Source organism: Streptomyces gilvosporeus (assembly GCF_002082195.1).
In the GTDB taxonomy this organism is placed as follows: domain Bacteria; phylum Actinomycetota; class Actinomycetes; order Streptomycetales; family Streptomycetaceae; genus Streptomyces; species Streptomyces gilvosporeus.
The window spans coordinates 1,264,305-1,287,298 of record NZ_CP020569.1; the positions used below are offsets into that span (position 1 = coordinate 1,264,305).

Here is a 22,994-nt window from a genome sequence, read left to right on the forward strand (position 1 = left end):
CTCCTTTCGGGCCGCTTCAGGGTTTGTGGAACGACAGGTCGTGCCGCTCACCCAGCGCCGCGCGACCGATCGTGGCCAGGATGTGGTCGTCGTTGTCGTGCCGCTGATAGAAGGTCAGGTCGCGCAGGATGCGCTCCACCGGGCTGGGGCGGACCAGGCAGCGGGCGCCGCAGGCACGGATGCAGTGCTGCACGGTCTGTTCGGCGAGATGCTCGATCACATGGCGGGCTCGGGCACCGGCGACACCGGCCTCCTCCCGGCTGCCGGCGTCCCACAGCCCGGCGACGTGCCGCAGCCACAGGCGTGCGGTGTCGACGTTGACCGCCATGCTGCCGACCCGCTGCTGCACATAGGCGTCGTCGCCCTTGCCCTGGCGTTTCAGGTGGGCGAGGGCGTACGCGTAGGCGGCTTCGGCGGCGCCGAGGAAGCTCGCGGCGTAGTGCGGGACGAACGCGGTCTGCCATTGCCCGTCGAGGTAGGCACCGGGCTCGCCGATGAGGCAGTCGTGGGGGACGAACGTGTCGTCGAAGCGCACCACATGGCTCGCCGTGGCGCGCATGCCGACGGGATCCCACCACGAGGTGTCGACGGTCACGGTCGGATCGGACAGGTCGCAGGCGAGCATGAGCAGCCCGCCGTGGCTCCCCTGGGCGTGCCGGGCGCCACCCGGGCCCGCCGTGTCGACGAACAGGATCGCCCACTGGGCTCCGGTGGCGCTGGTGGCGAACGCCTTGGTTCCCTGGAGGATCCAGCCGTCCTCGACCGGAACCAGTGTGGTGCCGAACCGCCGGGTCTCCCCCGGTGTGGCGGCCTGCGGTTCGCCGCTCCAGCCGACCCACTTCTCGCCACGCTCCACCACACCGCCGAACCACCGCCGCTTCTGCTCCGGCCTTCCCAGGCCGTCGATGAGGACGAGCGAGTTGGCGTGTCCTTCCCAGCAGCGGGCCAGCGACAGGTCTGCCCTGGCCAGCAGTGTGGTGATCTCCCACAGGGGCAGTGTGTCGCGCTGCTGGGGGCCGAACCCCAGGCCGCCGTACTCGCGCGGCACGGCGGCGGCCAGCAGCCCGGCGGAGAACAGGTCGTCGAAGTCCTCGGCGGGGAATGTGGCCGTGCGGTCGTAGCCGTCCGCCCGGCCGCTGAAGATGTCGCGGGCCAGTTTCGCCGCGTCGTCGACGGCGGCCTGGGCGTGCGGCTCCACGGCGGGACCGAGAGGCGTCGTCATGGGTGCGACGGCCCTACGGGGCGGTGGAGGAAGCGGCGGCTCGCCACACGGGCCACCGCCCCCTGATCCTGCGGACGGGTCTCGTAGAGATCGATGACCAGCACACCACGGGCGAGATAGCCACATACGACGGCCTCGCGGGAGCCGAGGTCCGCGCCGAGCCGCGCTTCACCGTGAAAGCCGACCGCTCCGCCGGAATCAACCTCCTCGGCCAGCGGCGTGACCTGGAGCGCATCCCAGGTACGGAGGTCCGTGCCGTCGGCCTCGGTGATGTGCATCAGCAGCCGGCCCTCGTGTTCCGTGCTGCTGACGTGGACGATGCCGGACGTCGGCACCGCGAAGGCTTCCCATTCGCCGGCCACCGGGCGGAGGTCGAGGCCGGTCCCGGGCGTGCGGGCCGGACGCCGTTCACACTCGCGGCTGATGCCGTGCGCTGTCATGGCTGCTCCTTGATCCGGTGGAAGAACTCGCGCGTCCAGTAGTCGGCACGTCCGCTGTCGTCCGAGAAGACGTTGTAGGTGGTCATCACCAGGACGCCGGAGTTGTGGTAGGCGGTGAGGACCGTGCGGAGGAACCCGAAGTCGTAGGCGGCCCGGAACGCCCAGGCCACCGATCGCTCGGCCTCCTTGGTGTACACGACGGCCTCGGCCGGGCCCCAGTCGCGGGGCTCGGGATCTCCCGTCCCGAAGACCCGTACCACGACCGCCCCGTCGGGCTGCTCGGATACGTTGATCCCCAGAATTCCGCCCGCGGCGTCGCGTTGGGCATTCAGCCACTCGCCGAGCAGGCCCGAGGGATCCGGGGCGCCCTGCCGGGGTGGTGCCTTCGATGCGGCGGAGGTTGCGGGCTGGGTTGTCATGGTGCCTCCTCACTTGCGGGGTCTGGGCGAGTCGACGGGAGGAGCCGGCGTATCGATGCGACCGGGAGTTGACGCCCCGTCAGGATCCGTAACTGCTCCTGCGCCTCCAGGAGCAGGACCTCCAGGCCGTCGACGGTACGCAACCCACGGGCGCGGGCCGCGGCCATCAGCGGTGTGGGCGCGTCGCCCCGGTAGGCCAGCTCCAGTACCACCGCGTCCGGGTCGGCGTCCGCAACGGGGAACGGGGCCCGCTCCACCAGCGGCGTGGCATGGACCAGCACCGAGTGACCCCGGGCGGAGAAGTCGGCCAGCGGTACGAACGGGAGGCCGAGCAGCTCGGCCGCCTTCCGGCCGCGGATCGGGTCCCGGTTGACCAAGGTCGCCCGCGCACCCGCTCGGTGCAGCGCCACCGCGATGGACCGTCCCGCGCCGCCGCACCCGATGACGGCCGCGGTACGGCCCGCCGGATCGATCCCCATCCGGGCGAGCGCGCGCAGGATGACGGTGCTGTCGGTGTCGTCGCCGTAGCGGTGCCCCGCGTCCAGGCAGAGGACGTTGACGGCGCCGCTGGAGCGCACCAGCGGGGTCGTCGTGTCGGCCAGGTCCAGGGCGTCCTCCCGGTGCGGGGCGCTGACCGTGAGGCCGCGCAGCGGTAATCCGGCCCGCTCGCCCAGTGGGGCCGCCCGCCGCAGAAAGCGGGGCAGCGAGGCGATGTGGAACGGCAGGTAGAGCGCGGGCAGTCCCAGCTCACGGAAGGCGGCGTTCTGCAATCTCGGGAACAGGGAGCGGACGGGGGTACCGCGGGCGGCTCCGTACAGGCCGCGGAGGGCGGGCAGTTCGGGCAGGCCGTAGTCCGCCGTCAGCTGCTCCACGCCGGGCGTCCCGTCCGCCCCCGGGAGCCCGGCGAGACCGAAGGCCACCGGTGCGCCGAGCCAGGGGGCCAGGATGCGTGTCCAGGTGCCTTCGGGGCCGGACGCGAAGGCCGTGACGTCCCTCCGGCCGAGGCCGCTGAGCCACAGCGGCATCGCCGCGGCGGAATCGGGATCGGCGAAGCGCGGCGCCAGGAGGTACAGCGCGGCGGGTTCGGCGGCCATCGCGGCGAACGGGCCCGGCAGGTCCGCGGCGCCGTCGGCCGTCCCCTGCCAGGAGATCCGGCGCCGCGGTTCGGGGATCGCGGAGAGCTGAGGGCACGTCAGATCGTCGGGCCATTCCAGGTCGACGATGTCGTACTGCGCGGCGGCGCCCAGGAGCCGGGACCGCCGCTCGGCAGGCCCTCCCTCGAACGCACCGCCCTGCCCGCGGGTGCGGAGGCTGTACGTCAGCGAGCCGGTGAAATGCCGCCGCAGGCGCCGCGGATCGGGGTCGCCGACCAGATCGGCGCGTACCTCCAGATCGTCGGCGAGGCCGTCGAGGGTCTGGAGGCGGGCGGTGCTCAGATCGGCCGGTGCGGTGACGACGGCGACGAGCCGCGCCCGCCGCCTGGTGGCGGAGCCGTTCGCGTTCACCATCCGTGCCACTGTGTGAACTCCTCCAGGCCCGCCCGCTGCGGGACGAACCGGTTGACCGGGGCGGCCTCGTCGGGGTACCCCACGGCCAGGGTGCAGACGATCAGCCGGTCGGTGCCGATCGCCAGTTCCTTGCGCAGGATGTCGGCGTAACCGGCGACACTGGCCTGCGGGCAGCTGCCCAGGCCGTGGGCGACCAGGCCGAGCATCACGTTCTGCAGGAAGAAGCCCATCTCCAGGAAGGTGCCCGCCACCGCGGTCCCGGGAAGGTGGCAGACCAGCGCGACCGGTGCACCGTAGAAGTGGAGGTTGTCGCGCAGGAGCGCCCGGCGTGCCGTCGCGTCCGAGACGGCCGCGCCGCGGGCCCGGAGCACGCCCGACCCGGCGTCGCGGGCCCGCCGCTCGACGTCCGCGCCGAGGTCCGGCGGACGACCGGGATACTCCAGGTGCGGCGGCTCTCCCCCGTCGAATGCCGCGCACAGCGCCGCCACCAGCGCCTCCAGAGCACCGCCCGACACCGCCGTCGCCTGCCACAGCTGCGTGTTGCGGGTCGACGGGGCCTGGCCGGCGGCCAGCAGCACCTCGGCCAGAAGGGCGCGCGGCACGGCGCGGTCCAGGAAGGCGCGCTTGCAGTGGCGGGTGGCCATCGCCGACAGCACGACGTCAGGAGGCGGCATCGGGCACCCCGCCGCCTGCCGCGAGGAAGCCGGCGCCGAGGCGCTCGCCCAGCCGCACGGTCACGGCGCTCTGGATGCGGCGCGCGCAGCGGCGGTAGGCATCGGCCGGCTGTCCGATCGGATCGGGGATGTCACCGGCCGCGTCGAGGCAGAAGGTGCGGTCGGCGGTGCCGGGTGCCATGGACAGCACGGCGTCACGCTGGGCCGAGGTCATGCAGTAGATGGCGTCGCTGGCGTGGCAGAGCTGTGCGGTCACCGGGCGCGAACGGTGGGCTCGGACATCCCGTCGCCGGACCCCGAGCTCGACGAGCGCGGAACGGGCGGCATTGGTCATCGGTGCACCGCGACGCGCGACGGTGAGCCCCGCGCTGGAGACCCGTAGCGCGGACGCCGCGCCGGCCGACGCGAGCCGCGCCCGCGCGAGGGCTGCCGCCATGGGCGACCGGCATGTGTTCCCACCGCAGACGAACAGCAGCAGCCCGGCCTCCGCTTTCGGCCGACGCGTCCGCCACCAGACGGCCACGGTGGGCTGGGACAGCGCCGCCACGGCACACACGATGAAGACGAGCGCGATCAGCTGCCCACTGCCCGGCGCCGGCAGCGCGACCAGCCAGACCAGGCCGTAGGACGCGACCACCCCGGACATCAGGCTGGCGGCCCGGTTCGCCGGCACGCACCAGGTGTATTCCCTGCGGTCGAGGTAGATCAATGTGCCGAAAACGAACAGGACTTCGTACGCGACGCCGATGGCGAAGGCGTAGGCCGCCTCGGTGGAGCCGAGAAAGACGGTGAATCCCTGTCGCAACTCGGGTTGCCCGAGCAGCGCCGCGACCGCGAGCAGCAGCACCTGGACGACGGCGGACGTGGCATGCTCCTCGGCGAAATAGCGCCGGTCGACCTCTGCTTTCCCCTTCTTGGCGACCCGGCTCATGATCTCAAAACGCCCTGTGTAGCCGGCCAGGTAAACGGCGACGCTCAATCCCGCGGCGATCGTGAGGCGATAGTCGTTCACGTCGGCGAGGGACACCCCAATTGCCAACAGGCTGAAGCCGAGTGCGACCCACGAGGAGGGTGCGATACGCCTCCGGCGGATAGTGTCGATCACCGGAGAGAGAACGAGGACGCCGCCACGCATCAAGATCAGCATAAGGAGGATCGAGGCACCGGTGAAGGTGAAGTTGAGCGTGGTGGTGCCGATGATGAGGGCCGTGAAAAAGCCCGCCGCCCACGTTTCCCGCCCGCCCACGGGAAGGACATGGCGGCCGAGAACGCCTCGCGCGCGCATTTCACGCCAGCGGCCCGACAGCCCCAGGAACACGGGCATGACGGCCAGTTGGCCGAGGGCGGCCGCGGGGAGCAGAACGCCCCCATTGACGGATTCCGGAACTCCCGGTAATGCGCCACTCGTCAGCGCTTTCACCAGCATGGCGTACGGGATGTAGGAGACGAAGTACCCGAGCGTGAGCCAGATCAATTGCGACCCCCTGGAGCGACGTCGCGCTTCAGCGTGCAGTGACGCCAGACCGGGCACAAGGGGCGCACGGATGTCGCACGAAACACGAGGGGCGCACATACGAAGAAGCGCGAACGCAACGGACACAGATATGAGGCACCGTCAAGAACGGCCCGTCGGCCAGTCGTCAATGACTGTCGGCCATTCTCCTCGGACTGCCCTTCATAGGCCCGTTTTCGCCGCATGCCGTATCACGTTGTGGGCAGCACATCTGCCGGTTCTGTCGATCGAGCCCACAGCCGTAGGGCAGGTGATCCTCATAAACGCTCAGCTTGACGACGTCGCCTCCTTATATCTCCGTCGCGAGGACGGCGGACCCAACCTCTTCGAAGTCTGGGAAAAAGGCGAGGGCCGCGGAGACTCGGTGACACCCTCGACATACAGCGCCGAGTACCGCCAGTGGATGCGGAGCCGGCTGGTCGAGGCGCTCCAACCCAACGGACCGCCGGCCGGCCTTCTCAGCCTGGGCAGCGGGAACGCCGTGATCGAGGCGGAGATCGCCCGCGAGGGATACCGCGTCCTCGCCGTCGACGCCATGCAGGAGGCGGTGGAACTGGCACTGGTGAAAGGCGTCGACGCACTGCGGGCCGACATCACCACCTGGTCTCCCGACGGCTCATGGCCCGTGGTGTACATGGACGGTGTGCTCGGCCACCTTTACGACCCCATCGACGGATTGCTGCCCGTCCTCTCACGGATCCGTTCATGGCTGGAGCGCGGCAAGGCCGCGGGCCGCGATGTTGAGCGGGCCATCCTGATCGCCTCCAACGACGCCCCGAAGAACGGTGAGAACGTCCAGCCGGCCCCCGGCGTCCCCGGATTCCACTGGCTGGCCGGCTCATACATGCGTGCACAGGCGCTGTCAGCCGGCTTCGCTGCCGTCTCCGTCGAGACCTTCCGGTATCGACGCCCACTGTCCGGAGAGCGCGTCCGTTCGGTGATCCACGCCGAGGCGGCGTGACTGGCCCGGCCAAGCGCCGGGCCGCGCATGAGAGATGCGCCCCCTGCGATCACACCCCGGCCAGCGCCGCCGCGGATCGTTCCAGAGAACCCAGCAGCCAGTCGATGTGGTCGGACTCCAGGATCGCGGGCGGAGTCAGCCGGATCACTCTGCTGGCGTTGAGCGTGTACGAGGTCAGCACCCGCTCCCGGAACATATGGGTCAGGAACAACCCGGCCAGGGCTTCGGAGGCGAACTCGATCCCGAGGAGCAGTCCGCGTCCACGGACCTCCCGGATGACGTCCGGACCGGCGGCGGCGAGCGCGTCGGTCACCTGCGGTAGAAGCCGACTGCCGAGTTCCGCGGCCCGTTCGACGATGCGGTCCCGTTGCAGCACTCGGATCGTGGTGGCCGCGGCCACGGTGGCGAGGGGATTGCCGCCGTAGGTCGAGGAGTGGAGCAACGGGTCCTGGTTGAGCACTTCGTAGACCTCGGCCGATGCCAGTGTTGCCGCAACCGGAACCACCCCGCCGCTGAGTACCTTCCCCGTCGTCAGAACGTCCGGACACACGCCTTCCTCGTCGCACCCCCACCAGGATCCGAGGCGGCCGAGACCGGACTGGATCTCGTCCATGACGAGCAGGGCCCGGAACTCCGTGCACAGCTCCCTGACCTCCCGCAGATAGCCCTGGGGAGGCATCCGCACCCCGCCCTCGGCCTGTACCGGTTCCAGGAGTACGCATGCTCGCGTCGTATCGCCGCCCAGTGCGGCCTTGAGGGCGTCGGCATCTCCGAACGGGACGAACTCCACACCGGGCAGCAGCGGTTCGAGACCGGTCCGGTAGCGGTCGTTGCCGGTTGCGCTGAGCGCGCCCAACGTCTTGCCGTGGAAACCGCGTTCGGCGGCGATCACTCGTCGGCAACCGTTCGCTCGGGCGAGTTTGATCGCCAACTCCACCGACTCGGCACCCGAGTTCACGAAGAAGGCATAGGGAAGGTTCGCGGGTGCCACCGAGCTCAGCAGCTGTGCCGCGGTTGCCACGTGGGGGTCGAGGAGTGCCCGCGTCGACAGCGGGTGCCTGCCAAGCTGCCCCGCGACGGCGTCGACGACATCCGGGTGGCGGTGGCCCAGGAGGAAGACCCCGTACCCCCCGCAGTCGAGGTGGGGGGTGTCCCCCTCGTCGTACACCAGGGCACCCGCCGACCGCACCTCCAACGGCAGGCCGAGCAGCGAAGCGATGCGGGCGTGACCACGGTTGACGTGGTCACGGAGGTGGTCCAGTACGGCTTTCCGGCCCCCGCCGGAATCCGCCGGGCTCACCGTACCGCCACCGATGCGTCGCGGGACTCGTATCCGCTGGTCTGCGCCCAACGGCGCACTGTGGCACGCAGGGTGAGCGCTTGGTCGGGTAGATCGCCCATGTCGCTGGGGAACGGACCGTGGGCGGACACATAAGGCGTCAGCTGCTCCGCAAGGGTCGTCATCAACCGGCGGGTGCGCACCGGAATGGCCTCAAGAAACACCGGTACGACGAGCCGTTCGTACAGATCCGCGTCCACGAAGCGTACGGGCGCGATGGGCCGGCCCAGTTCGCCCGCCGCGGCGTGGATCTCGGCGGCGACCGAGCCCAGCTCCAGGGCGTGTGTTCCGGCCGTCAGCCACAGGTCCGTCCTGTTGGAGGTCCCGTCGAGGAGGTCGGCGATGTGCTTCGCCACGACATCCTGCGGCACGAAGTCGAGCAGCCGGGAAGGGTCCAGGGGGACGAGGGGAAGCTGGCCGCGCATCATCGCGCCGAGCAGCTTGTGAAACCCCTGATGTCTGGCGATGTGGCCGGTACGGGAGTCGCCGACGATGATCGAGGGCCGGACGATGACCGCACGCAGGCCGCTCGCCCGCACCAGCTCCTCCGCATGCGCCTTGGTCCTGGCGTAGGCCAGTGCCGGCGAGTCGTCATCGGCACCCACCCCGGAGAATGCGGTACTGACGTACACCAGTCGCGCATCGGATTCCTGGGCCAGCTCGACGATCCTCGCCGTGCCCGCGACATTCGTCTCGACCAGAGCGGACTCGGCACCGAAGCTGGTATCGGCCGCGGCGTGCACGATCACATCGATCACCGAAGAAAGTTCCTTGAATTCTCCGCGGGACAGGCCCAACCGGGGCAGCCGGACATCTCCGTGCAGAGATTTCAGCCCCGGCTCGCTCATCTCGGTCGTATGGGTGAGACATATAACGTTGTGCATGGTCAGCTTCGGCAGCAGGGCCCGGCCCAGCACTCCGGTCGCCCCGGTGAGGAGAACGTTCAGTGATGGCTTTCCGGACGGCGGGTCCGGAGGCCGGGGCCCGCCCTCGATATGCCGCATGGGCACCCTGTCCTTCCATCGGGAGTTCTCGACGTGAGGACGGGCATGGGGCGTCGGCCCGAGGCGCTTGGAAGAAGAGAAATTCATGGTGTACCTCCGCGCTTCCCGCCGGGACGGTTCGTCCACACAGCCGACAGCCGCGGCGGTAGGTCTGATGCGTTTCTTTGGCCGAAGTGCACGTGGGTTCAGGAACCGAGAAATACCCTATGGAGGGGTACGGCAGGTCACCACCGGAGACGGGTCGGCTTTCCTCCGTCGGTATGGACACGCCTTGGGGTGACATGCGTCGGCGAGCGTGAAATCAGCCGTGTGGCGGAAGGTCATGACTCCCAGCGGGCGGGTGGCCGCGTACCGGTCCTAGCATGGCGGTGCCGGAACGCCGACAGTTTCCCTGCTCTGCCGCGGGGAGAGGTGTGTCTTCGCATCCGACAGGACGGAAGCCGTCGCCGACCACGATCCCCAGCGGACAATCTCTCCAACCGGTTCGTGTTGGTCCACCTGACGCGCACCGGGCTGCCGAAGGTCACGCCATCTGTGACCCGTTACCCGGGAAATTTGGGGGTGCAGTGCACCAGGTTCATGTCGCCTTTCGTATTCCTTGCGCACAGCCGGAGGAGGCATTCGAGTCACTCTCGGACTTCGCCAGCTTCCCGCGGTATTCCCCCGTGGTGCACTCCGTCTCCCTCGACCACGGTCCAGACGGTGACCGGATCTCGTCCTGGGAGGTCGCCTTCGCCGGCGGAATCCTCAAATGGCGGGAACGGGACCATCTGGACGAACTGAGCCTGAGGATCGACTTCGAACTGATCGACGGTGACCTGGTCGCCCTTGCAGGTCACTGGTCGGTTGCACCGCTCCCGGAGGGGAGCGAGGTCCGGTTCGATGCCCGGTTCGACCTCGGTGTACCCGGCATGGCGGACCTCCTGGAACCCGTCGCCGGCCGGGCCATGACCGAAACCGTGACCAAGATGCTGCACGGAGTCTTCGGTCCGAGCGCAGAGGTCACGGAGTGCGAGGACGTGTCCTTGGCTCCTTTGGAGGCTGACGGTGGGCAGCTCTGAACACGCGGCTTCGGGTTCGGGCGCCGACTGGCGGGTCACCGTGGCCGACAGCGTCTCCGAGATCCCGCCGGATATATGGCAGAAGCTCGCGCCGTCCGACGACCCGATCTACGGGTACGCACTCTTCCAGGCCATGGAACGGAACCGGCTCGGCCCGGATTCCTATCGATATCTCGTGCTGAGACAGGGAGAACGGGTAAGGGCGGTGCTGCCGACGTGTGTCTTCCGTTCACTGGCTCTTGAGGACATTCTCGGAACCCAGGGACGCCAAGCGCTGCGGCCTCTGCGTCGCATCATGAGAAGACCGTTGCGCATCAAGATGCTGCTGTGCGGAAATCTTCTGGGAGAAGGGAGAGTCCTGCGCGACGGGGACGAACTTCACGAGACCGCCCGGCATCTGCTGGTTGACGGGGTGCGGCAGCTGTCTGCGTCTACGGGCACCCGGTGGACGGTGTTCAAGGACTTCTCACAGGCCGAGCTGGAGTGGCTGGATCCGGCTCTGGGAAGAGCCGGATACTTTCGGGCTCCGGGGCTTCCCGATGCTTGGCTCGGTCTCCGCGCCGAGAGTTTTGATGAATTCATTTCCTCGCTGTCAAGGAATGGCCGGAGCACCGCCCGACGCAACCTGGCGAAGTTTTCCGGTCACCAGGAGACGGCCATCGAGGTGCGCGAGCGATTCGATGATCTCGTGCCGGCCATGATGCCGCTCTATGAGGCGGTGCTCGACCGTGCGGAGACCCGACTGGACGTCTGGACACCCGAGTTCATGGCGATGCTGTCCACCGACCCGAGGATTCCGGCGAAGCTGGTCGCCTGTTGGTACCAGGACCGTCTGGTGGGGTTTCTGATCTGCCTGTTCCGGGAGAAGGGCGGGGCGGCAATCCGTATCGGCATGGACTACGACTGCTCCCGTGACCTACGGCTCTATCAGGTCACCTACTATCGCGGCATCGAAGAGGCCATTCGTATGGGTGTGGCCAGGCTGAACCTGTCGCAGACCGCCTATGAGGCGAAGCGCAAAATGGGCTGCGACCTGGTCTCACTCGAGCACGCCGTGACCCATCGCAACCGGGTGTGCAGGGCGATCCTCAGGTGTGTCCTGCCGATGGCGGTCAACCGTTCCGGAGATCAGGCATGAGCCGGACCCGACCCCGTCGATAGAGTCCCGCGTGGCACACGAGGGGGACCTACGATGACGGACATCGACCGGGACACCGGTGCCTGGAACCCGGTCTTCCCGTTCTGGGACGCCACCGCCACCCGCCGGCTGGCCGACCGGTGGGGGGGAGCCCCCAGGGGATCCGGTACCGGTCGCACCCGTCCGAGCGGGCGAAGCCCGGGCGGCCGACGACCCGGTGTTGCGAGACGCGGCGGCGGAATTGCCGGACGACGCTCTCCTCGCGGATCTGCGGCCGGTCGCCGGAGTTGCCGAGGTGCTGTTCGACCTCCCGGTGAGCTGCCGCTACGCCCGGCGGCACGGCGGAACCGTCCTGACCGCGGTGCATGGGGACGGCGAAGAGGCCGTGCCGTGAACGACGGTGCCCCCGCCCGGGACGGAGCTCCCGGCAGACGCGAGCTCCGTCCCGGGCGGGGGGATGTCACGAGCCGAAGCGCTCGGTCATCTCGGTGATCTTGTTGTTGGGGCCCACCACCACGTCGTAGTAGTTCTGACCCACGCAGTACTCGTTGCTCTTCTCCTTCGACTGCCCGCTGTCGTACTGCTTGTGGTTCGGGTCCGCGCACTCCTTGACGTGGCCGATCCCGGAGAGCGTCTTGCCGGTGTTGGTCGCCGGTCGGACCTCGGGGCCGTGCTTGCCGACGACGGTCACCTTGGCGTTCATGTCGAAGGAGTAGGTCTTCAGGGGGCCTTCGGGGTGGTAGAAGGCGCCTTCGTCCATCTTCGTGTTGCACAGCATCTTGGCGTCCCGCGCGATGATGTTGGCCATCGCGCCTTCGACGTTGTGGACCCAGATGAGCTTGTGGCCCTTGGCCAGCGTGGGGCAGCCGTCCTTGCCCTTGTCGTCGCCCGCCGGCTTGGCGGTGGCGCTCTGTGACGGGGATGCAGAGGAACCGGGAGTGGCCATGTCGCCGTCGTCGGGCCCACAGGCGGTCAGGGCGAGCGCGCCGGAGACGACCAGAACGGCGCTGAGAACATGCCGATGGAACATTGCAATCCCCCATGGTGTCGCCTGGCCTCGCTGGCCGGGCGGAGTACGTGAGTTGGCCTGCCCGGCGCGTGGTGCGCGGCGTTGACCTGGCCGAAGTGTATAGCCATGGCATGGGCGCCCTGCCGGGTGATGCCTCAGACCGCCCCCAACTGCTCGTAACTGGCGCCGTAGGAGCCCGCACGTCCCCCTATGGCGCGGCCTGGATTCCGGCCTCGCGACGAAGCTGTGCCGAGAGGTGGTGTTGCAGCGGCTGACCGACCGCCGCGAGGTCGTGGACGAAGTCGAGCGTGTCGTCGTCGGTCAGGGTGTACCGGCGGCGCGTGGCGTTGACCTCCTTGGCGGTGGGAGCGAGAGCCAGCTGATGAGTGGTGAGGTCGGCCGTCCCGTCGGTCGCACTGCCCACCAGGATTTCCGCGATGCCGGTTGGCTGCGTGATCAAGGCCTCCACGCGCCCCTCGGGCTGCATCCGCCACCAGCCGCTCTCCCGCGCCGACGGACGCAGCGGGGTGCCGTCCGCGTCGATCAACCAGGCGCGCGCCTCGTAACGGAGGAAGGGACGCCCGTCGTGGCTGAAGGTGACTTCCTGCGCGTACGTGAACTCCTCGGCGAGCGTCGGGTACTCGCCACGGCCCCGGCCGACCCAGGTTCCCAGGAACCCGGTCAGCGGCGCGAGCAGTGCGTGCGGCGCAGGCGTTGCCTCCGGCCGGAAGGCGTCCGGGTACGGGTGAGTGCGGGCGGGGTCGAACATCATGCGCGCTCCTGGGTCGAGGCCGGTACCGGGTGGCAGCCTAGGGGGCGGCGGCGGACGGTGCGGAGCACCGGGGCACGGCCGGGCGACGGCCTCAGGCCCGTGCCGGCGCGCGTCACCGGGCCGAGACCGTCACCACGACCCGCCCCGAGGCACCCGGCTGCGTCCACACGTGGATCGTGCCCCGCTGTCCCGCCGGCACGGCACGCGGCCAAGCCACCGCCGGGCCCCGAACCGACACCCGCCATCCCACGGCCGTGGGCGGAGTGGACAATTCGCTGACGCCGGGTCTCCCCGGGGGGCCGTAGGCGAGGTGGAAGATGCGTGCCGCAGGGTCATAGCCCTGGTCACGTACCGTGCCTGCGACGGCAGGGGCGTAGGGACGCGCGGTCTGGGCCTTATTGGCTCGGAAGCGGCCGGCCGCGTCGACGGCGCAGTACCCGCTTCCGTAGCACCACTCGTAACCCGCCCAACCGGCGCTGTAGCGGTCGAGGGAGGCGAGGGCGTCTCCGTAGAAGCGCGGCATATGGGGCAGTGAGCTGTCCGGCGGGCCCCACTCGCCGACGACGACCGGTATCCGCTGGGAGCTCGGATAGCGGGTGACGGCGTTCTCATAGGCTTCGATCCAGCGCGCCGAGGGGTCGTAGTCGCCGCCCGACTCCATGGTGGCGTTGTAGAAGTGCGGGGCATAGACGACCTTGGGGTCGTGGATGCGGCCGAGGCCGGTGGGCAGGCCCTCGCCGACGATCGGGGTCGGTTCGACGAACAGCCTGCTGTGGTGGTCGGCCGTGCGGATGGCGGCCGCTATCCGGTTGTACATCGGGGTGAGTTGATCGGACTCGATGCGGTGGGCGGCCGCCGGCAGGTCCTCGCCCGCGCGCAGCCGTCCCATGGGCTCGTTGATCAGGTCGTACCCGAACACGGCGGGATGGTGGGCCAGACGCCGGGCGAGCACCTGCCACATGCGGGCCTGCGCGCGCCGGAGGTCCCGGTCCTCGTAGAGATGCTCGAAGGCGGCCTGCACGGCGGGTTCGAAGTATTCGGCGAACCAGTCCTCCGGGTGCGGGGTGAAGGGCAGCCCGTCGGTGCGGGTCGCCCATTCGGGAATGCCGCGATGGCCGAACTCCGGTCCGAAGACGTCCTGGTGGGCGTCGATGACGACCTGGATGCGCCAGCGGTGCGCCCAGTCCAGGATCCGTTCGATCTTCCGGAGGTAACGCGCGCTGTAGTGGCCGGGCCGCGGCTCCAGGTCGTCCCAGAAGACCAGGAGGCGCGCGAAGTTGAACCCCTGGTCGTGCAGGTCGCGGAAGTGCCGTTCGGTGACGGCGCTGAGCGCGTCGACGCCACGGTGCGTCTTGTCCTCGACGTTCCAGCCGCGCAAGGTGAGGGTGCGCCCGCGGTCGTCGGTGAGCGGTGGCGGTGAGGGCGACGCCGACGTCGACGGAAGCGGCCGCCCGTCCGCTCGTGCCGTGTCCGATGAGGCTCGTGCCGTATCCGGTAAGAGCAGCGCGAAGACGGCGGCCAGGGCCACTCCCGTCTTCACCATGAACCCGCGCCCAGCCATGGTCCCCCCGATCAGTGCCCCAGCCTCTCCAGGGCCGTTTCCGGGTAGCGCTCGCCCGCCACGGCTTCCTCGGGTACGGCCCGGCGCAGCAGATCGCGGTCGGCCTCGGTCAGAGCCAGTGCCACGGCAGCGGCGTTCTCCTCCAGGTAGCGGCGGCGCTTGGTACCGGGGATGGGCACGATGTCCTCGCCCTGAGCCAGCAGCCAGGCCAGCGCGGCCTGGGCGGGCGAGCAGCCGATCCGCTCGGCGACCTCCCGTACGGCCCCGACCAGCCCCAGGTTGCGCTGGATGTTCTCGTCGGCGAAGCGGGGCCAGCGCCGGCGGTTGTCCTGCGCGATCAGGTCGTCGCGGGAGGAGAGGGCACCGGTGAGCATGCCGCGCCCGAGCGGGGAGTAGGCGACGACGGCGATGCCCAGTTCCCGGCAGGTGGCGAGCAGTTCTCCCTCCACCACGCTGCGGGTGAACAGGGAGTACTCCACCTGGACCGCGCTGACCGGGTGGACGGCATGGGCCTTGCGCAGCGTCGCGGGGCTGACCTCGCTCAGTCCGATATGGCGTACCAGCCCGGCCTCCACCAGCTCGGACAGGGCGCCGACCGTCTCCTCGACGGGCGTGGCGGGGTCGCGGCGATGTGCGTAGTAGAGGTCGATGTGCTCGATGCCCAAGCGGCGCAGGGATGCCCGGCAGGCGAGGTGCACATATGCGGCGGAGGTGTCGACGTCGCCGACCCGGCCCGTGGTCGCGTCATGACGGAGCCCGAACTTCGTCGCCACCACTATCCGGTCCCGCTCGTGAGCGTGACGGCGCAGCCAGCGACCGACCAACTCCTCGTTGCCGCCCTGCCCGTAGGCGTCGGCGGTGTCCAGGAGGGTGATACCCATCTCCAGGGCGCGGTCCAGGGTGTGCTGGGACTCCTCCTCGTCCGGAACGCCGTAGGCGATCGACATTCCCATGCAGCCCAGGCCGATCGCCGACACCTCGGGGCCGTCCTGGCCCAGCTTGCGGTACTTCATGGAACGTTCCTCTCTGTGGAGCGATCAGTGGGCCGCTCCGTGGACCTGTCAGTGGAGCGATCAGTAGACATCACAGCGGTGTACGCGCGGGCGACCTCCAGCAGCCACGCGACCTCTTCGGTGTAGCCCCCGCCCTTGGCGGACTCGGGACCGGGCTCCCCGGACGTCCGGACCGGCGCACGGTCGTCCTGCCGTGCCCGCAGAGCCGACACCAGCGATCTGGCCTGCACCATGGCGTGCAGCCGGTCGCCCGACAGGCCCGCGTCCTCGGCCGACTTCCGAGCACCGGTGGCCACGTCCGGGGCCATGTACGGGCGCAGCGCGAGCAGACCGTCCTGGATCTCGATGACCATGCGGTAGAGGCGGTAGCTGATGTCGCCGGGCAGGAAGCGGGCAAGGCGGCCGGCACGGTGCGGGTCGAGCGCGATGTCCGGCACGGCCGCGTACACGGCTCTCCACAGCGGATGCAGCCGCTGATAGGTGACGAAGTTGCGGACCAGCCGCCGCCATTCGGAGACACTCGGTCCCCAGGACGGCATGGTGAGACCTGCCACCAGAAAGAAGATGCCGATCCCGTTGGCCACCGGCGTCAGCAGTTCCCAGTCCAGCGGGTCCAGTCCGCTCTGCACCGCGATCAGCGAGAGCAGGCGGTTGAGACAGTAGACGAGGCACGCGCTCGCGCCGATCGCCGTGCTGTACAGGCCCCTTCGCAGCCACTGCCGTCCGGCCACTCTCCCGTAGCGGCGGCACAGCCGGATGATCTCGATCATTCCGGCGCCGAACGCGCTGACGTAGAGCAGCAGATAGGCGGCGACCAGCGGGCGGTGCGCGTTCTGGAGCAGATAGTGCGCGCTGCGCTGTTGTGCACCCGATCCTGCCATCGCCCACAGGACGATCATGGCGACTGCGCACAGGGCGGCGATGAGCAGCCGGACGAGAGCGCGCCGCCGGGCGGTCTCGGGCGGGTAGACCCAGTAGACGATGGCCGTGAGGAAGGCGGCGCTGGACGCGACGCCACCGAGGAGATGGATGCCCAGCGCCCCGATATCGGCCACCCCGAGGCGGGCGTCCACCGCCTGTGAGACGGAGGGCGTGGAGAGCAGGAAGGAGATCCCCTTGCCGGCGAACGCGAGGAGCAGCGCGAGCAGGGCCGGATCGTTTCTCTGATGACGCAGGTCGCGCAGTTTGTAGAGCAGCGCAAGGGCACAGAGGACGGCGCACGCGGGGAAGACGACGGCCTTCACGGCGGTCACGCGACCTCCTGGCGGCCCGTGGGACGCTGCTGCGCCGGACACCTACCGGGCATGGGGCCCCGGGCCCGGTTTGAGCGAGCTCTCGATCCGCGCGACCGTCTCGGCATCGGCGGACGGAACGCTCCACACCGACTCCACCGGAGGACGGGTGACGCGTTCGAGAAGGAGGGAGGCCACGGTCTCCGCCTCCTGCTCCTCCGCGGTGGAGTAGCTGGTGCGCCCCAGCATCTCCCGTACGCGCCGCGGATCCAGATGCGGCATCAGATCGCGCATCGTCACCGTGTCGAATCCGGTGGAGTCGCGGTGGTTGCACAGCATGTGCGCGAGCTCATGGGCGATGATGTGGTCCTGGTGCAGACGGCTGGTGTCCGCCTCGACCACGATGACGTCGAAGGTGTCCGTCGCCAGCCACATACCGCAGGGAGTCTTCGCGCCCAGGGGAAGCGGTACGAGCTGGATCGGACGGCCTCGGTCCGTGCTGAGTTGTTCGATCAGCGTGGCGATGCCGCATCCGTCGGACAGGTCCAGGCGTGCCAGTACCGCCTCCGAGTCCCGTCGCAGCTGCCTGAGTTCCTTCTTGCGGGGCTGTTTGTCAGCTCTGGAGGTCGAGGCCACGGCCGGTGCCTGCTCCTTCCCCTCCGTTGGTCTCTTCGTCCCGCCCGATGAAGACACGCCCAAAGGAGCCAGGGCGTGCCGCACAGGGCACCCGAGCACAGTAGCGCCTCTCCCGGGGAGCGGCAGTTGCCGGGATGCGCGCCCGGCTGCGACAAGTGCGGCCCGCCTCAGGGCAGTTCGTCTGTGGACGATACGGACCGCGTTCCGGTCCGCTCCGTGTACCGTGCTCGACCGCTCCGGCGGAGCCGCCGCCGCTCGCCGGGGCGCGCCGCGCAGGGGCGCGAGGCGCTCGGCCGGGATCCGTCCCCGAAGGTTACGCGGAGTGACGAATCGCTACGGGGCCCGCTCTGCACAGGGCCCGGCGGGGTGTCCGTCGGCTGGTCCTGGGGGACCATGGAAGCCGAAGCGCTCCACGGAGCGGGCAGGCCGGACGACACGCAGGCCACAGACCGGAGTGAGCGGGCGCCGACGTGGTCCGTCGACGGGAAGGAGGCCCGGGTGAGCGCAACCGAGGGGCTTCCGGCCGGTCCCGGGGATCCTGCGGCCGGTCCCGGTGAGCCGACGGGCGGCCCCGGTGAGCTGCCGGGCGGGACGCCGACGCCGAGCGGACTTCTGGATCTCCTCGGTGTCGCCGCGGTGCTGCTGGACGCCGAGGGGCGGATCGTGTTGTGGAGTCCGCAGGCCGAGGACCTGTACGGCTACACGGCCGCGGAGGCGCTGGGGCAGTACGCCGGGACGCTGCTCGTCGACGAAGAGCACTGGAATCTGGTGCTGGAGACGTTCGCCGAGGTCATGGAGAGCGGCAAGAGCTGGGGCGGCACGTTCCCGGTCCGGCACAAGGACGGCACCGCGCGGCCGGTCGAACTGCGCAGCATGCGGCTGCTGGACGATCGCGGCGATTTCTACGCCCTGGGGCTCGCGACCGACGCCTCGACGCTGCGCGCGGTGGAGCGGGATGTCGCGCTCTCCACCCGGCTGATCTCCCAGTCCCCGATCGGGCTGGCGATGCTCGACACCGATCTGCGGTACGTGGCCGTCAATCCCGCTCTGGAGCGGATGCACGGCATTCCGGCCAAGGACCACCTGGGCCGCCACTATCGCGAGATCATGACCGCCGCGAAGTTCGAGGTGCCCGAGGCGGCGATGCGCGAGGTCCTGGAGACCGGGATCCCGATGGTCGACCAGTCCACGATCGTCGGCCGCAGCCCCGCCGACCCGGACCATATTCACGCCTGGTCGATCTCGTTGTACCGGCTGGAGGACCCCCAGGGGCGGGTGCTCGGAGTGGCCGATCTGGTGGTGGACGTCACCGACCGCTATCAGGCCGCCAGAGAGGCGGCCGAGGCTCGGCAGCGGCTGGCCCTGATCGCGGACGGCTCCGCCCGCATCGGCACCACCCTGGAGGTGGACCAGACCGCCCGGGAGCTGGCCGAGGTCACCGTCCCCGAGATCGCGGACGTGGCCACGGTCGATCTGCTCGACTCCGTACTGCACGAGCACCGCCCGGCCAGCAGCAGCGGGCCCGCGGTGTTCCGGGCGCTCGCGGTCAAGGCCGCCTACCCCACCGAAGCCGTCGAGGCCGTCGATCCTCCCGGCCAGATCGCCGCCTTCGACGCCGGCCGCCTGGCCACCGAGTGCGTTCGCACGGGCCGCCCGATCCTGATCTCGCGCGCGGGCGAGGAGGACCTGGCACGGATGGCCCGCGACGAACGCGCCGCCACGCTGCTGGCCCGTGCGGGGGTGCACTCCCACATGCTGGTCCCGCTGATCGCCCGCGGTCAGATCCTCGGCTTCCTGGGCCTCAGCCGCGCCCGCAACCCGCTGTCCTTCACCGAGGACGACCTCGCCCTGGCCGCCGAGCTGGCCTCCCGTGCCACCGTGTGCATCGACAACGCCCGCTCGCACCAGAGCGTGCGCAACGCCGCCGTGACGCTGCAACGCAGCCTGCTCCCCGACCACCCGCCCCGGCTTCCCGGCCTCCAGATCGCCTCCCGGTACCGGCCCGCGCAGGCCACCTACGAGATCGGCGGCGACTGGTACGACGTCCTCCCCCTCGAGGGCGACAAGACCGCGCTCGTCGTCGGCGACGTCATGGGCAGCGGTATCGACGCCGCCGCGGCCATGGGCCGTCTGCGCACCGCCACCAGAGCCTTCGCCGACCTGGACCTCGCCCCCGACCAGGTCCTCCATCACCTCGACAAGATCACCTCACGGCTGGAGCACTACATCGCCACCTGTCTCTACGTCACCTACGACCCCCGCCGCGCCGAATGCCACATCGCCAACGCCGGCCATCTGCCCCCCGCCCTCGTGCGCAGCGGCAAGCCTTCCGAACTCCTCCACCTGCCCACCGGCACCCCGCTCGGAGTCGGCGGCACCCCCTTCGAGACCACCACCTTCGGCATCGGCCCCGGCGACCAACTGGTCCTGTACACCGACGGCCTGGTCGAAACCCGCCACCACCCCATCGACGAACGCCTCGAAGCGCTCCGTCGGCTGCTCGACACGCCCGACCGCACGCTGGAAGAAACCTGCGACCGGCTCCTGCGCGAACTCCGGCGGCCCGAGGACCCGGACGATGTCGCCCTGCTCATCGCCCGCACCCAACCCTTCGCGCCCTGCGGATGAAAGACGTCGCTCCTTCCCGGACCTCGGCCGCCGAAAGGACTCCGCGCGGCGCCCCGGCGGAATCCCGGTGCCCGGCCCCAGCCGGCGGCACGCCTTGCCAGCACCTGGGCGCCGCAGGATAAAAATGAACCATGACCGGACATTCGGGGCGTTTCCGGCGTTGGCTGAGCCGCAGTCGGTCCTCGTCGGCCACGCGCAGCGTCGCCCGGGAAGTCTTCCTCCTCCAGCTGGTGCTCGTGGTGCTGCTCGTCGCGGCCGCAGTGGTGGCCATGGTCGTCCAGAGCCGACGGGACACCATGACCGACGCCCGGCACCGGACCCTCGCCGCCGCCGAGTCCTTCGCCCACTCCTGGGGCCTCCAGAAGGCGCTGAACAGCAACGATCCGACCGCCAAGCTTCAGCCGCTCGCCGAGGCGGCCCGGAAGGCCTCCGGCGTCGACGCCCTCATCGTGTACAAGCTCGACGGGATCACCCTCACCCACAGTGACCCGCGACAGATCGGCAAGCACGTCATCGGCCCGTATGCCGACGCCGCCCGGGGCAAGCCCTTCACCAGGACCTTCCAGGGTGCCCTGGGCCTCTCCGTGATCTCCGCGGCCCCCGTCAAGGACTCCTCGGGCAAGGTCATCGCCATCGTCTCCGCACCGGTCACGGTGGAGAAGGTGCAGAAGTCGGTCAACCGGCAGCTGCCCCTCTTCCTGGGCACCGCGGCCGGGGCGCTGGCACTCGCCGGAGGCGGTGCGGGGCTGGTCAGCCGTCGGCTGCGGCGACAGACCCACGGTCTGGGACCGGCCGAGATGACCCGGATGTACGAGCATCACGATGCGGTCCTGCATGCGGTGCGCGAGGGCGTCCTCATCGTCGGCCGCGACGGGCGGCTGCTGCTGGCCAATGACGAGGCGCGGCGGCTCCTGGACCTGCCGGCGGACGCGGAGGGACGCCATGTCGGCGACCTGGGGCTGGACCCGCGCACCGCCGAACTCCTGGCGTCGGACCGGATCGCCACCGACGAGGTGCACCTGGCCCAGGACCGGCTGCTGGCCCTCAACAAGCGGTCCACCAGCCCCTACGGAGCCCACCAGGGAAGCGTGGTGACCCTGCGCGACACCACCGAACTGAGGTGGCTGTCCGGGCGCGCCGAGAGGGCACGGGAGCGGTTGAGGCTCCTCTACGACGCCGGGGTACGGATCGGCTCCACGCTGAATGTCGAGCGCACCGCCGAGGACCTGGCGCAGGTGGCGGTCCCCGGGTTCGCCGACATCGTCACCGTCGAGCTGCTGGACCCGGTCCTGAAAGGCGAGGAGCCGGCCGTGGCGGGGGCGGAACTGCGCCGGACGGCGATCGCCGGACTGGCGGCGGACCATCCGCTCCACCCCGTCGGCGAGCTGATGGGGTTCGCCCCGGGCGCCGCGGCAGCGGGAGGTGTGGACCAGGGCCGCTCCAGGGTGGAACCGGACCTGGCCGGCTCTTCCGCCTGGCGGTCCCAGGACCCGGAGCGCGCCCGGCGCATCCTGGACCACGGGGTGCATTCCCTGGCGGTCGTGCCCCTGCGCGCCCGGGGCGTGGTGCTGGGACGGGTGGACTTCTGGCGGTCGGGAAGCTCCCCTGCGTTCGACGAGGAGGACCTGTCCTTCGCCGAGGAACTGGCGGGGAGGGCCGCGGTGGGCATCGACAACGCCCGGCGCTACACCCGTGAACGCACGATGGCGATGACGCTCCAGCGCAGCCTGATGCCCCGCGGCCTGCCCGACCAGGATGCCCTGGAGGTGGCGCACCGTTATCTTCCGGCCCATGCGGGAGTGGGCGGGGACTGGTTCGACGTCATCCCGCTGCCCGGCGCCCGGGTGGCGCTGGTCATCGGCGATGTGGTCGGGCACGGCCTGCACGCGGCGGCCACGATGGGCCGGCTGCGCATCGCCGTGCACAACTTCTCGGCCCTGGACCTCTCCCCCGCCGAGCTGTTGCGCCACTTGGACGAGCTGGTGACCCATATCGACGTCCAGGACGACGCCGCGGAGGAGACGGCGATCACCGGCGCCACCTGTCTGTACGTCGTGTACGACTCCGTCTCCGGGCAGGTCACCGCGGCCACGGCCGGCCATCTGCCGCCGGCCGTGGCCCACCCCGACGGGAGGGTGGAGTTCCTGCACTCGCCGGTCTCCCCGCCGCTGGGTCTGGGCACCGGCCTGCCCTTCGAGACCGCCGAGCTGTCGCTGCCGGAAGGCTCCCGGCTGGTGCTCTACACCGACGGGCTGGTCGAGAACCGCGGCCACGACCTGGACGCGGGCCTGGACGCACTGCGGGCGGCGCTCGCCGGACCGGACCGTACGCCGGAGGACACCTGCGCCACCGTCATGCAGGCGCTGCTGCCCGCCAGGTCCGCCGACGACGTCGCGCTGCTGGTGGCCCGGACCCGGCGGCTGGACCCGGCACACGTCGCCGAGTGGGATGTCCCCCGCGACCCGGAGGCAGTGGGCACGGTCCGCAAGGACTGCGCCCGGCAGTTGGCGGACTGGGGGTTGCAGGACGTCTCCTTCGGCACCGAGCTCATCCTCAGCGAACTGGTCACCAACGCCATTCGCTACGGCGCCGAGCCCATCCACGTGCGGCTCCTGCACACCCGCACCCTGATCTGCGAGGTCTCCGACGGCAGCAGCACCTCCCCGCACATCCGCCAGGCGAAGGACACCGACGAAGACGGCCGCGGCCTCTTCCTCGTCGCGCAGTTCGCCGAGCACTGGGGCACCCGCTACTCCTCCAGGGGCAAGACGATCTGGGCCGCTCAGGCGGTCGGCCCCGACGCCGCGCCCGAGGCGTAGGCTGGTCCGGACCATTGCCGCAGAGAGCAGCGTCGGGCTGTGGCC

Annotated in this window: 20 protein-coding genes; 6 read left to right on the top strand and 14 right to left on the bottom strand. The window is 70.1% G+C overall.

Going from position 1 to position 22,994, the window contains the following annotated elements; translation table 11 throughout:
* Positions 1 to 16: 16 nt before the first annotated feature.
* From B1H19_RS05555 to B1H19_RS05580, 6 genes are read right to left on the bottom strand one after another with little or no spacing between them, the layout of a single operon-like run.
* On the bottom strand, positions 17 to 1,222 hold the full coding sequence (locus B1H19_RS05555; RefSeq protein WP_083103500.1) for an acyl-CoA dehydrogenase family protein: 1,206 nt from the start codon (positions 1,220 to 1,222) through the stop codon (positions 17 to 19).
* Complete coding sequence (locus B1H19_RS05560; RefSeq protein WP_083103501.1) at positions 1,219 to 1,662, bottom strand: hypothetical protein; 444 nt, start codon at positions 1,660 to 1,662, stop codon at positions 1,219 to 1,221. Before B1H19_RS05560 ends, B1H19_RS05555 begins: the two co-directional genes overlap by 4 nt.
* On the bottom strand, positions 1,659 to 2,081 hold the full coding sequence (locus B1H19_RS05565) for a hypothetical protein (protein ID WP_083103502.1): 423 nt from the start codon (positions 2,079 to 2,081) through the stop codon (positions 1,659 to 1,661). The genes B1H19_RS05560 and B1H19_RS05565 overlap by 4 nt, the downstream gene beginning before the upstream one ends.
* Positions 2,078 to 3,589, bottom strand: a complete 1,512-nt coding sequence (locus tag B1H19_RS05570) for a hypothetical protein (RefSeq protein WP_159028005.1) — start codon at positions 3,587 to 3,589, stop codon at positions 2,078 to 2,080. The genes B1H19_RS05565 and B1H19_RS05570 overlap by 4 nt, the downstream gene beginning before the upstream one ends.
* Positions 3,583 to 4,263, bottom strand: a complete 681-nt coding sequence (locus tag B1H19_RS05575; protein WP_083103504.1) for a nitroreductase — start codon at positions 4,261 to 4,263, stop codon at positions 3,583 to 3,585. The genes B1H19_RS05570 and B1H19_RS05575 overlap by 7 nt, the downstream gene beginning before the upstream one ends.
* Complete coding sequence (locus B1H19_RS05580; RefSeq protein ID WP_159028006.1) at positions 4,250 to 5,737, bottom strand: arsenate reductase/protein-tyrosine-phosphatase family protein; 1,488 nt, start codon at positions 5,735 to 5,737, stop codon at positions 4,250 to 4,252. The genes B1H19_RS05575 and B1H19_RS05580 overlap by 14 nt, the downstream gene beginning before the upstream one ends.
* 403 nt (positions 5,738 to 6,140) lie before the next feature.
* On the opposite strand from B1H19_RS05580, the gene B1H19_RS05585 reads away from it, so the two are divergent.
* Positions 6,141 to 6,737 carry a class I SAM-dependent methyltransferase gene (locus tag B1H19_RS05585; RefSeq protein WP_203237105.1) on the top strand — a complete coding sequence of 199 codons (597 nt, stop codon included), beginning with the start codon at positions 6,141 to 6,143 and terminating at the stop codon, positions 6,735 to 6,737.
* A gap of 49 nt (positions 6,738 to 6,786) precedes the next feature.
* Here the strand turns inward: B1H19_RS05585 and B1H19_RS05590 are convergent, their stop codons facing one another.
* Entirely contained in the window at positions 6,787 to 8,037 is a 1,251-nt protein-coding gene (locus B1H19_RS05590) for an aspartate aminotransferase family protein (protein ID WP_083103506.1), read from the bottom strand.
* On the bottom strand, positions 8,034 to 9,080 hold the full coding sequence (locus B1H19_RS05595) for an SDR family oxidoreductase (protein ID WP_159028007.1): 1,047 nt from the start codon (positions 9,078 to 9,080) through the stop codon (positions 8,034 to 8,036). Before B1H19_RS05595 ends, B1H19_RS05590 begins: the two co-directional genes overlap by 4 nt.
* Before the next feature lie 362 nt (positions 9,081 to 9,442).
* On the opposite strand from B1H19_RS05595, the gene B1H19_RS05600 reads away from it, so the two are divergent.
* From B1H19_RS05600 to B1H19_RS38570, 3 genes are all read left to right on the top strand, one after another.
* Positions 9,443 to 10,141, top strand: coding sequence for a type II toxin-antitoxin system RatA family toxin (locus tag B1H19_RS05600; protein WP_083103508.1), 699 nt, complete (start codon positions 9,443 to 9,445; stop codon positions 10,139 to 10,141).
* Positions 10,128 to 11,279, top strand: coding sequence for a GNAT family N-acetyltransferase (locus B1H19_RS05605; protein ID WP_083103509.1), 1,152 nt, complete (start codon positions 10,128 to 10,130; stop codon positions 11,277 to 11,279). Before B1H19_RS05600 ends, B1H19_RS05605 begins: the two co-directional genes overlap by 14 nt.
* Positions 11,280 to 11,520: 241 nt before the next feature.
* Positions 11,521 to 11,673 (top strand): hypothetical protein, encoded by a 153-nt coding sequence (locus B1H19_RS38570; RefSeq protein WP_159028009.1) that lies wholly within the window; start codon positions 11,521 to 11,523, stop codon positions 11,671 to 11,673.
* Positions 11,674 to 11,739: 66 nt separating this feature from the next.
* On the opposite strand, the gene B1H19_RS05610 is transcribed toward B1H19_RS38570, so the two are convergent.
* From B1H19_RS05610 to B1H19_RS05635, 6 genes are all read right to left on the bottom strand, one after another.
* Complete coding sequence (locus B1H19_RS05610) at positions 11,740 to 12,309, bottom strand: hypothetical protein (RefSeq protein WP_083103510.1); 570 nt, start codon at positions 12,307 to 12,309, stop codon at positions 11,740 to 11,742.
* A 187-nt stretch (positions 12,310 to 12,496) separates the two neighbouring features.
* Entirely contained in the window at positions 12,497 to 13,057 is a 561-nt protein-coding gene (locus tag B1H19_RS05615) for a nitrobindin family protein (protein ID WP_203237321.1), read from the bottom strand.
* 115 nt (positions 13,058 to 13,172) lie between these two features.
* Positions 13,173 to 14,603, bottom strand: coding sequence for a cellulase family glycosylhydrolase (locus tag B1H19_RS05620; RefSeq protein ID WP_083103512.1), 1,431 nt, complete (start codon positions 14,601 to 14,603; stop codon positions 13,173 to 13,175).
* Between the two features lie 29 nt (positions 14,604 to 14,632).
* Positions 14,633 to 15,634, bottom strand: a complete 1,002-nt coding sequence (locus tag B1H19_RS05625) for an aldo/keto reductase (protein WP_083103513.1) — start codon at positions 15,632 to 15,634, stop codon at positions 14,633 to 14,635.
* Entirely contained in the window at positions 15,631 to 16,887 is a 1,257-nt protein-coding gene (locus tag B1H19_RS05630; RefSeq protein ID WP_083103514.1) for an MAB_1171c family putative transporter, read from the bottom strand. Before B1H19_RS05630 ends, B1H19_RS05625 begins: the two co-directional genes overlap by 4 nt.
* Positions 16,888 to 16,929: 42 nt before the next feature.
* A complete protein-coding gene (locus B1H19_RS05635; RefSeq protein WP_083103515.1) occupies positions 16,930 to 17,502 on the bottom strand; it encodes an ImmA/IrrE family metallo-endopeptidase in 573 nt (190 codons plus the stop codon).
* 498 nt (positions 17,503 to 18,000) lie between these two features.
* Here B1H19_RS05635 and B1H19_RS05645 point away from each other — a divergent pair, with 498 nt between their 5' ends.
* Positions 18,001 to 20,130, top strand: a complete 2,130-nt coding sequence (locus B1H19_RS05645; protein ID WP_083103517.1) for a SpoIIE family protein phosphatase — start codon at positions 18,001 to 18,003, stop codon at positions 20,128 to 20,130.
* A 131-nt stretch (positions 20,131 to 20,261) separates the two neighbouring features.
* Positions 20,262 to 22,949, top strand: a complete 2,688-nt coding sequence (locus tag B1H19_RS05650) for a SpoIIE family protein phosphatase (RefSeq protein WP_083103518.1) — start codon at positions 20,262 to 20,264, stop codon at positions 22,947 to 22,949.
* The last annotated feature ends 45 nt before the right edge of the window (positions 22,950 to 22,994 follow it).